Source organism: Brevibacterium sp., assembly GCF_022712115.1.
GTDB classification, from domain to species: domain Bacteria; phylum Actinomycetota; class Actinomycetes; order Actinomycetales; family Brevibacteriaceae; genus Brevibacterium; species Brevibacterium salitolerans.
In genome coordinates, this window is the sequence record NZ_JALAHB010000144.1 from 1 (window position 1) to 9,708 (window position 9,708).

Here is a 9,708-nt window from a genome sequence, read left to right on the forward strand (position 1 = left end):
ACGCAGGTGCGGCCGTTCCCGCCTACGCCCACGCCGACGACGCCGGCGCCGATCTCTGTGCCGCCGAGGACGTCGTGCTCGAGCCCTTCGCCCGGCACGCGGTCCGCACCGGCCTGGCGATCGCGCTCCCGGAGGGGTACGCGGCGTTCGTCCACCCGCGTTCCGGTCTCGCCGCGAAGCACGGCGTGACCGTGGCGAACGCGCCGGGAACCATTGATGCGGGCTATCGCGGCGAGATCAGGGTGGCGCTCGTCAACCTCGATCCGCACACGGCGCACCACATCACCGCCGGTGACCGCATCGCCCAGCTCGTCGTCCAGGAGGTGGCCCACGCGGAGTTCGCCGTGGTGGAGTCGCTGGACGAGACGCAGCGGGGCTCCGGGGGCTTCGGGTCCACGGGCGGATTCTCCGCGTCCGGCGACTAGACTCGCACCATATCGTCGCGAAAGAAGGATGTATGGGACTGTTCGACCTTTTCCGGAAGTCTTCCGACCCCGCCGCATCCGGCGGGAGCGAGGACGCGCTGCCGGAGGACGCAGACGCGCGTTCCGCGGCCCAGCCCTCTGCCGCGGACGAGGAGGCCCCCGCCGAGGCCGAGGCGGCCTCGGGTGCGGCCGCACCTGACGACGAATGGGCGCCTGACCCCAAGGAGGGTCCGCGGGACCGCGCGGAGAACGGACCGTTCGATGCGGCCGAGGCCGTTCCGGAGCGCAACAGGCTGGACCTGGGCGCCGTCGCCGTCCCCGTCATCGACGGGATGCAGATCCGTCTCGAGACGGAGGGCAAGACCGATCGCATCCTGGCCGTCACCCTCGTCAACGGCAAGGCCGCCATGCAGCTGCAGGTGTTCGCCGCCCCGCGCGGCGAGGGCCTCTGGCGCTCGGTGCGCACCGAGCTCGCGGAGAGCATCCGCAAGCGCGGCGGCAAGGCGGACGAGCTCTACACGGAGCTGGGCCACGAGCTGGTCTCGCAGGTGCCCGTCCGGACCAAGGACGGCCGCACGGGTGTGCGGATCACGCGGTTCGCGGGAGTGGACGGGCCGCGCTGGTTCCTCCGTGCCGTGTTCTCCGGCACCGCCGTGACGGAGGCGAGCGAGCGCGCCGCGCTCGTGGATCTGTTCCGGGGAGCCGTCGTCCGCCGCGGTGATGCGGCCATGCCTCCGCGTGAGCTCATCGCCCTCACCGCTCCCGCCGCACAGTCCGGCGGTGCCACGGAGGAGGCGCGGGCGGCCTCCGACGCCGGGGAGGAGAAGTCCGGCGGGCCGGACGACGACGATCTCAACCCCTTCGAGCGCGGGCCGGAGATCGCCGAGGTCCGCTGACCGGGACCGGGCCGCGGGCGCCGGCCTCGTACACAGCGCACCGCGCGTCCCTCCTCGTGCGCAGCGCCCCTGAGAACCGCGCCACTGAGAGCAGAGATGACACAGAACGAGACAGTCACCGTCCGGGCCCTGCGACCGGCGGCGGGCGGTGAGATGCTCGCCCACCACGACGGTCGGACGATGTTCCTCTCCGGCGCACTGCCCGGTGAGGACGTGGTCGCCGAGGTGGTCCGCACCTCCGCCAAGGTGCTCCGCGCCCGCACGGTGGAGGTGCTCGAGCCCAGCGCGCACCGTGTCGCGGACCGCCGGGACCTCCTCGGCGTCCCCGGTGCCGGCGGCATCGAGTTCGCCCATGCGGAGCTCGCGCACTCCCGCGTGCTCAAGGAGCAGGCGGCGGCGGACCAGCTCAGGCGCCTCGGCGGGATCGATCCCGAGGCCGTGGGGTTCCGCGTGCTGCCGGCCCCCTCCGAGGCGGACGCGGATCCCGCTGACCTCGCCGCCGGCACGCGCTGGCGCACCCGCGTGCAGCTCGCCCTCGACGCGGAGGGGCGCCCCGGCATGTACGCCGCCGGCTCCCACCGCGTCGTCCCGCTCGGCGGGACGGACGTCCCGCTCGCGACCGAGGCCATCAGCGCGCTCGGTCTCGCACGGATGCGGCTGCCCGGTCTCACCCGGCTCGAGATCGCCGCGGGCGCGGACTCCGGGGCGGTGGTCCTGCGCGGCCCGTCCGCGCTCTCCCACGCCCCTGCTGTCGTGGAGATGAGCGCGTGCTGGCCGGGGGAGTGGAGCGTGCTCGCCGAGGACGGCGAGAGTGCCGCTGCCCCGGTGCCCGGCGGGGCCGCCGGTCGCGGCGGGCGCTCCGCCCGCGGACGCCGGGGCGCCGGCCGTGCGCGGACCGGCCGCGGTGGGAATGCGCGCAACCGGGGCGGGACCTCGGCGGCGGACCTCCGCCTCGTGACCGGCTCCGGTCTCGTCACCGAGGCGGTGCCGGGTCTGGGCCGTCCCCTCACGGTCGCGGGCACCGGCTTCTGGCAGGTGCACCGGGACGCGGCCGGGGTGCTCGCGCAGGAGGTGCGAGACCTGCTCGCGGACGGCGGCGCCACTTCCGGGACGGTGCTGGACCTCTACTGCGGTGCCGGGCTGCTGGGCGTCGCGCTGGCGGAGGACGGTCGCCGGGTGATCGGGGTCGAGGGCTCGGCCGAGGCCATCGAACGCGCACGGGAGAACGCCGCGGGCCTCGGAGCGGAGTTCCGCACGGGGCGGGTGGAGCGGCTCGGGGAGCTGCCCGAGGCCGCGGCGGCGGTGCTGGATCCCCCGCGCGCGGGGGCGGGGCGTGAGGTGGTCCGGGCGCTGGTGGACTCCCCGGTCCGGGACCTCGTCTACGTCTCCTGCGATCCCGCGACCTTCGCCCGCGATGCGGCGGGACTGCGAGCGGGCGGATACGAGCTCCTGTCCGTCACCGGACACGATCTGTTCCCGCTCACCGGACACCTGGAGACCGTCTCCCTGTTCCGGCGCGCGTGGTAGGATTTATCTTGACATCAAGATACTTTACGGAACATTCGCGTTGCCTAAATGCCGCGCACAGATTCCGTGGGTGTCGCGAGCAGCACGAAGAGGAGAAACACGTTGAGCAACGTCGACAGTTTCAAGTCCAAGAGCGCGCTTGAGGTCAACGGCAAGAGCTATGAGATCTTCCGCCTGAACCAGGTGGAAGGCTCGGAGAAGCTGCCCTACAGCCTCAAGGTGCTCCTCGAGAACCTCCTCCGCACGGAGGACGGTGCGAACATCACCGCGGACCACATCCGCACCCTCGCGAACTGGGACGCCACGGCGGATCCCAGCCACGAGATCCAGTTCACCCCCGCGCGCGTGGTCATGCAGGACTTCACCGGCGTGCCCTGCATCGTCGACCTCGCGACGATGCGCGAGGCGGTCAAGGAGCTCGGCGGTGACCCGGACAAGGTGAACCCGCTGGCCCCGGCCGAGCTCGTCATCGACCACTCCGTGCAGATCGACTCGTTCGGCAACGCGAACGCGATCGAGCGCAACATGGACATCGAGTACCAGCGCAACGGTGAGCGGTACCAGTTCCTCCGCTGGGGCCAGACGGCGTTCGACGACTTCAAGGTCGTCCCCCCGGGCATGGGCATCGTCCACCAGGTCAACATCGAGTACCTGGCCCGCGTCGTCATGGCGCGTGAGGTCGACGGCGTCACCCGCGCCTACCCGGACACCCTCGTGGGCACCGACTCCCACACCACGATGGTCAACGGCCTGGGCGTCCTAGGCTGGGGCGTGGGCGGCATCGAGGCCGAGGCCGCGATGCTCGGCCAGCCCGTCTCCATGCTCATCCCGCGCGTGGTGGGCTTCAAGCTCACCGGCGAGATCCCCTCCGGCGTCACCGCCACGGACGTGGTCCTCACGATCACGGACATGCTGCGCAAGCACGGCGTCGTGGGCAAGTTCGTGGAGTTCTACGGCAAGGGCGTGTCCTCCGTGCCGCTGGCCAACCGCGCCACGATCGGCAACATGAGCCCCGAGTTCGGCTCCACCGCCGCGATCTTCCCGATCGACGAGGTCACGGTCGACTACCTGCGCCTCACCGGCCGCAGCCAGGAGCAGATCGACCTGGTCGAGGCCTACGCCAAGGAGCAGGGCCTCTGGCACAACCCGGACGAGGAGGTCGCGTACTCGGAGTACCTCGAGCTCGACCTCTCCACGGTCGTCCCCTCGATCTCCGGCCCCAAGCGCCCGCAGGACCGCATCCAGCTCTCGGACGCCAAGTCGCAGTTCGCCAAGGACATCCACAACTACTCGCAGCCCGGCGACGAGGCCAAGTCCGCCCCCGTCTCCATGCCCGACGGCCGTGAGTTCGAGCTGGCCAACGGCGCAGTGGCGATCGCCTCGATCACCTCGTGCACCAACACCTCGAACCCCTCCGTCATGATGGCTGCCGGCCTGCTCGCGCGGAAGGCGCGTGAGAAGGGTCTCAGCTCGAAGCCGTGGGTGAAGACCTCGATCGCACCCGGCTCCCGCGTCGTCACCGAGTACTACGAGAAGGCCGGGCTCATCCCGGACCTCGAGGCGCTCAACTTCTACGTGGTGGGCTACGGCTGCGCCACCTGCATCGGCAATTCCGGTCCGCTCGAGGACGAGATCTCGCAGTCCATCCAGGACAACGACCTCTCCGTCACCGCGGTGCTCTCCGGCAACCGCAACTTCGAGGGCCGCATCAGCCCGGACGTGAAGATGAACTACCTCGCGTCCCCGCCGCTCGTCATCGCCTACGCCCTGGCCGGCACCATGGACTTCGACTTCGAGTCGCAGCCGCTGGGTCAGGACCAGGACGGCAACGACGTGTACCTCAAGGACGTGTGGCCCTCGCCTGAAGAGGTCGAGGCCCTCATCGACTCCTCGATCAGCACGGAGATGTTCACCGGCGAGTACGGCTCGATCTTCGACGGCGACGAGCGCTGGCAGCAGATCGACACGCCCACCGGCAACGTCTTCGAGTGGGACGAGAAGTCGACGTACGTGCGCAAGCCCCCGTACTTCGAGGGCATGACGCTGGAGACCTCCCCCGTGAAGGACATCTCCGGTGCGCGGGTGCTCGCCAAGCTGGGCGACTCGGTCACCACCGACCACATCTCGCCCGCGGGCTCCTTCAAGGCGGACACCCCGGCCGGCAAGTACCTCGTCGCCAACGGCGTGGAGCGCAAGGACTTCAACTCCTACGGCTCCCGCCGCGGCAACCACGAGGTGATGATCCGCGGCACCTTCGCCAACATCCGTCTGCAGAACCAGCTGCTGGACGGCGTGCAGGGCGGCTTCACGCGTGACTTCACGCAGGAGGGCGGACCGCAGACCACGATCTACGACGCCTCCGTCAACTACCAGGCCGCCGGCATCCCGCTGGTCGTCCTGGGCGGCAAGGAGTACGGCTCCGGATCGTCGCGCGACTGGGCCGCCAAGGGCACCAAGCTGCTCGGTGTGGCCGCGGTCATCGCGGAGAGCTTCGAGCGCATCCACCGCTCCAACCTCATCGGCATGGGCGTGCTGCCGCTGCAGTTCCCCGCCGGCGAGTCCGCGGAGTCGCTGGGCCTCGACGGCACGGAGACCTTCTCCATCACCGGTGTGGAGCAGCTCAACGAGGGCACCACCCCGTCCACCGTCAAGGTCACCGCGACCAAGGCCGACGGCACCACGGTGGAGTTCGACGGCGTCGTCCGCATCGACACCCCCGGTGAGGCGGACTACTACCGCAACGGCGGCATCCTGCAGTACGTGCTGCGTCAGCTCGCCACGAGCTGAGTCGCACGCTGCGCACGGGAGCCCCGGTCACGTCCTGGACGTGACCGGGGCTCCGGTGCGTCCGGGCGCCGCTGCGCCTCCGCTTCACCGCACCTCCCCGGTGTGTTCGCATGCTGCAGCACAGCAACGCGGAGCCGGCGTGTGTGTTCAGGCCGGGGGCTGTCGGTGAGGTGATTGCGGAGTGCCATAGGGGGCGCCGATCGTCGCCGAGACGCTGGATCCCGTCAGAACCTCGACGGGCGTGCGGATACTGCCCGATGCCACGTTCGACCAGTTCGAGTCAGGTCGTCGACCGCCACGCTGTGCGTTTTGAGCGTTTGAGGCGTACCATGGACTCCATGACTGGAATGATCGCGCACAACGAGGCGCAGCGCCTTCGTTCTGCCATTGAGGACGCGATCGGCGTCCCGACAGGCAGCGGCGCGGCGATCCCGGGGGAGGCGCGGGACGCGTTGCTGCGCGTCGTCGAGGTGCTGGAATCGAGCGGAGGCGCTGTGGTCCTCCCTGCGGACGCGCTTCTGAGCACGCAGCAGGCGGCGGAACTGCTGGGCGTGAGCCGGATGACGGTGGTGCGGCTGATCGACCGCGGTGAGCTGGAGGCCGAGGGCGGGGGAGTTCACCGTCGGATCTCCGCCGCGGAGCTGGAGCGTTACCGCAAGGCCAGCGTGGCGCGCAGGCGGACCGCGTTGCGCGAGCTGGCCCAAGACGTCGCCGAGGACACGCGACCGGACCGCGTGATCAGCACCCGGTGAGCGGTCCGACCGTCGTTCTCGACGCGAACGCCCTGATCCCGATCAGGCTCGCCTCGACGCTGCTGTGGCTCGCCGAGGCCGGGCTCTTCCAGCCTCCGTGGTCGGATCGGATCCTCGGAGAGGTCGAGCACAACCGGCCGAAGCTCGGCGTGGACCCGAAGCACGCGGCTCGCCGGGTCGGATTCATGCGCGAGGCCTTCGGCGCCGAGGCGCTCGTCGACGGTTTCGACGAGCTGATCGAGAAGATGACGTGCGACCCGAAGGATGCGCATGTGCTCGCCGCCGCGGTGCACGATGAGGCCGATGCGCTTGTCACCTTCAACCTCAAGGACTTCCCGGCTGAGAGCACGGATCCGCACGGCGTCGAGGTGCTCCATCCGGACGCGTTCCTGTTCCAGCTGCTGAATCGGCGGCCGACCGCCGTGATCGCCGCGCTGGAGGTCGGCGTCCAGGACCTCCGCAGGCCGCCGGAGACGATGTCCGGCTGGCTGGCCGGGCTCGCCGCCACCGTCCCGATGTTCGCCAACCTTGCTGCGGACGCCATGGGCGAACCTCCGGACCCGGTCAGTCCGGTCGTCGCCATGACCGTCTCCGACGACGACTCTGTCGCCGCTTCGCTGGGGGAGCCGGGGGATCTGACCAGTCCGGCGCAGGTCGCACTCCTGTGGTATGCGGGACTCCTCGACGACCTCGACATCGCTCGGTCGCTCACCTATGACCCGTCTGTGTGGGACGACTACGGGTGGGCGGTCGAGCACCTGGAGAAGAAGTCCCTGGCCTCGAAGGTGATCCCGGCGGTGGACGCTCCCGACCGGATCGCGTTCATGCGGTTCGTCCCGGAGGTCGCGCAGACGTCACAGGTCTTTCAGTCTTTCCTCGCTCCGGTGACGTTCCTCACCGTGGTCCGTATAGAGGACGGGACCTGGCGGGTGTGGGGGCTCGGTCCGGCTCTTCTGCCTGCCCGGGAGATCCTCGGCGAGTGAGGGGATCCTCCGATTCCTCTCACATGAAGTAGGGCTTGTCGGCCTCGGAACCGGGCTTGTCAGCGCCGAGGTTCGCTCCGATGTGCAACTCGCCACGAGCTGAGTCGCACGCTGCGCGCTGAGCCCCGGTGCGTTGCCGCCGCGCCTCCGCTTTACCGCACCTCTCCGGCGCGTTCGCACGCTGCAGCGCAGCAATGCGGAGCCAGCGTGTCCGCCGCACCACGGGCCGGCGCGAAGGGCGGGAGCCTCACCACAGAGGATAGAGTGGGAACCCATCCGTCCGCTTACCAGGAGTGTCCGCCGCATGAGCTTCGTGGAGTCCGTGTCAGAGCCAGCAGACCTGCGGAAGCTCACCCTCGCGGAGTGCGAGGTCTACGCCAAGGAGCTCCGGGAGGAGCTCGTGCGCACCGTCTCCCGCACGGGCGGCCACCTGGGCCCCAACCTGGGCGTCGTGGAGCTCACCTTCGCACTCCACCGGGTGTTCGACAGCCCCAAGGACACGCTCCTCTTCGACGTGGGCCATCAGAGCTACGTCCACAAGTACGTGACAGGCAGGGGCGACCGGTTCGACACTCTGCGGCAGGACGGCGGCCTGTCCGGCTACCCGTCGCGGGCGGAGAGCCCGCACGATGTGCTCGAGAACTCCCACGCCTCCACCTCCCTGTCCTGGGCGGACGGCATCGCCAAGGCCCATCAGCTCAAGGGCGAGGACGACCGGTGGGTCGTCGCGGTGATCGGCGACGGCGCGCTCACCGGCGGAGTGGCCTGGGAGGCGCTCAACACCATCGCGGCGGACGACTCGCACCCGCCGCGCAAGCTGGTGGTCGTCATCAACGACAACGGCCGCTCCTACTCGCCCACCGTGGGCGGCCTCGCCGCGCACCTGGACTCCATGCGCGCCTCGAACAGCTACGAGAGCCTGCTCAGCTGGGGCAAGGAGCGCCTGCACGGTGCCGGTGCCCCCGGACGCGCGGCCTATGCCGCGCTGCACGGCATGAAGCGCGGTCTCAAGGACATGGCGTCCGACTCCCGCACCGGCGTGTTCGACGACCTGGGGCTCAAGTACCTGGGGCCCGTGGACGGGCACGATCTGGAGGCCCTCGAACGGGCGCTGCAGCTGGCGAAGGACTACGAGCAGGGCCCCGTGATCGTCCACGCCCTCACGCAGAAGGGCTACGGCTACGGGCCGGCGGTGGCGGACGAGGCGGACCAGTTCCACGCCGTGGGCGTCATCGACCCGCTCACCGGTCAGGCGGCCCCGCGCGCGGCGGAGTCGTGGACCTCGGTGTTCTCCAAGGCGATCGCCGCCATCGCGGACCGGCGCGAGGACGTCGTGGGCATCACGGCCGCCATGCTCCACCCTGTGGGCCTGGACCGCTTCCAGGCCGCGCATCCGGACCGCGTCTTCGACGTGGGCATCGCGGAGCAGCACGCCGTCGCCTCCGCCGCAGGGCTCTCGTACGGCGGCCTGCACCCCGTGGTGTGCCTCTACGCGACCTTCATGAATCGGGCGTTCGACCAGATGCTCATGGACGTCGCCCTGCACCGGCAGGGCGTGACCTTCGTCCTCGACCGCGCGGGAGTGACAGGGCCCGACGGGCCCAGCCACCACGGGATCTGGGACATGGCGCTCCTGCAGGTGGTGCCGGGGCTGCGACTGGCCGCACCCCGTGACGCCGTACGGCTCGTGGAGGAGCTCGAGGAGGCCGTCGAGGTCTCCGACGCCCCCACGGTGGTCCGCTTCAGCCGCGGCGACGTGGGGGAGGAGATCGCCGCCCTGCGGCGCACGGAGGACGGCGCGGACGTGCTCGCCGAGGTCCCGGAGGGGCTCGGCGCGGACGTGCTCGTGGTGAGCGTGGGAGCGCTGGCCGACCGTGCACTCGCCGTGCGCCGGGCACTCGCGGAGGCCGGCGTGGGGGCCTGCGTCGTCGATCCGCGGTGGGTGCTGCCGGTGCCCGAGTCCGTCCAGGCCATGGCCCAGCAGCACCGGCTCGCCGCCGTCATCGAGGACGGCGTGCGCACCGGTGGAGTGGGCTCCCGCCTGCGGCAGGAGCTGCGGGCTGACGACTCTCCCGTGGGCGTGCTCGAACTGGGAGTGCCCGATCGCTTCCTGCCGCAGGGGACACGGGAGACGGTGCTCGACGGCGCGGGGCTGAGCGTGACCGCGATGGTCGAGCAGATCCTCGCACGGCTGCCCCGGCGGGGCTGACGCCCCGGGCCTCAGGCCGGCGGCACGGCGTCAGACCCGTGGCACGGCGTCAGACCCCCGGCACGGCCTCGAGCGCCCGTGCGAGCACGGGAGCGCTGAGCTCCGTCTGCCCGGCGCGCGCGTCCTCGC

General features: G+C 70.7%; 7 protein-coding genes. All 7 read left to right on the top strand.

Features of this window, described 5'->3' with window-relative positions; all coding sequences use genetic code 11:
• On the top strand, window positions 1-425 hold a 425-nt coding region (gene dut, locus Q0A33_RS08275), incomplete at its 5' end, for a dUTP diphosphatase (protein WP_291795044.1).
• Between the two features lie 32 nt (window positions 426-457).
• Window positions 458-1,321: a DUF3710 domain-containing protein gene (locus Q0A33_RS08280; RefSeq protein ID WP_291795046.1), complete on the top strand. Its 864-nt coding sequence runs from the start codon at window positions 458-460 to the stop codon at window positions 1,319-1,321.
• A gap of 96 nt (window positions 1,322-1,417) precedes the next feature.
• Window positions 1,418-2,848, top strand: a complete 1,431-nt coding sequence (locus Q0A33_RS08285) for a methyltransferase domain-containing protein (protein ID WP_291795048.1) — start codon at window positions 1,418-1,420, stop codon at window positions 2,846-2,848.
• 48 nt (window positions 2,849-2,896) lie between these two features.
• The gene (gene acnA, locus Q0A33_RS08290; RefSeq protein ID WP_291795050.1) at window positions 2,897-5,635 is read left to right on the top strand and encodes an aconitate hydratase AcnA; all 2,739 of its coding nucleotides are present in this window, start codon (window positions 2,897-2,899) and stop codon (window positions 5,633-5,635) included.
• Window positions 5,636-5,973: 338 nt separating this feature from the next.
• Window positions 5,974-6,387, top strand: a complete 414-nt coding sequence (locus tag Q0A33_RS08295; RefSeq protein WP_291795052.1) for a helix-turn-helix domain-containing protein — start codon at window positions 5,974-5,976, stop codon at window positions 6,385-6,387.
• Window positions 6,384-7,370, top strand: coding sequence for a PIN domain-containing protein (locus tag Q0A33_RS08300; RefSeq protein ID WP_291795053.1), 987 nt, complete (start codon window positions 6,384-6,386; stop codon window positions 7,368-7,370). The genes Q0A33_RS08295 and Q0A33_RS08300 overlap by 4 nt, the downstream gene beginning before the upstream one ends.
• A gap of 304 nt (window positions 7,371-7,674) precedes the next feature.
• The gene (dxs, locus tag Q0A33_RS08305; RefSeq protein ID WP_291795055.1) at window positions 7,675-9,579 is read left to right on the top strand and encodes a 1-deoxy-D-xylulose-5-phosphate synthase; all 1,905 of its coding nucleotides are present in this window, start codon (window positions 7,675-7,677) and stop codon (window positions 9,577-9,579) included.
• The last annotated feature ends 129 nt before the right edge of the window (window positions 9,580-9,708 follow it).

Bases quoted from the DNA above. Each gene is read 5' to 3' on its own strand.
- Q0A33_RS08295 (WP_291795052.1), top strand. From the start codon at position 5,974: ATGACTGGAATGATCGCGCACAACGAGGCGCAGCGCCTTCGTTCTGCC.
- Q0A33_RS08285 (WP_291795048.1), top strand. From the start codon at position 1,418: ATGACACAGAACGAGACAGTCACCGTCCGGGCCCTGCGACCGGCGGCG.
- dxs (WP_291795055.1), top strand. From the start codon at position 7,675: ATGAGCTTCGTGGAGTCCGTGTCAGAGCCAGCAGACCTGCGGAAGCTC.
- acnA (WP_291795050.1), top strand. From the start codon at position 2,897: ATGCCGCGCACAGATTCCGTGGGTGTCGCGAGCAGCACGAAGAGGAGA.
- Q0A33_RS08280 (WP_291795046.1), top strand. From the start codon at position 458: ATGGGACTGTTCGACCTTTTCCGGAAGTCTTCCGACCCCGCCGCATCC.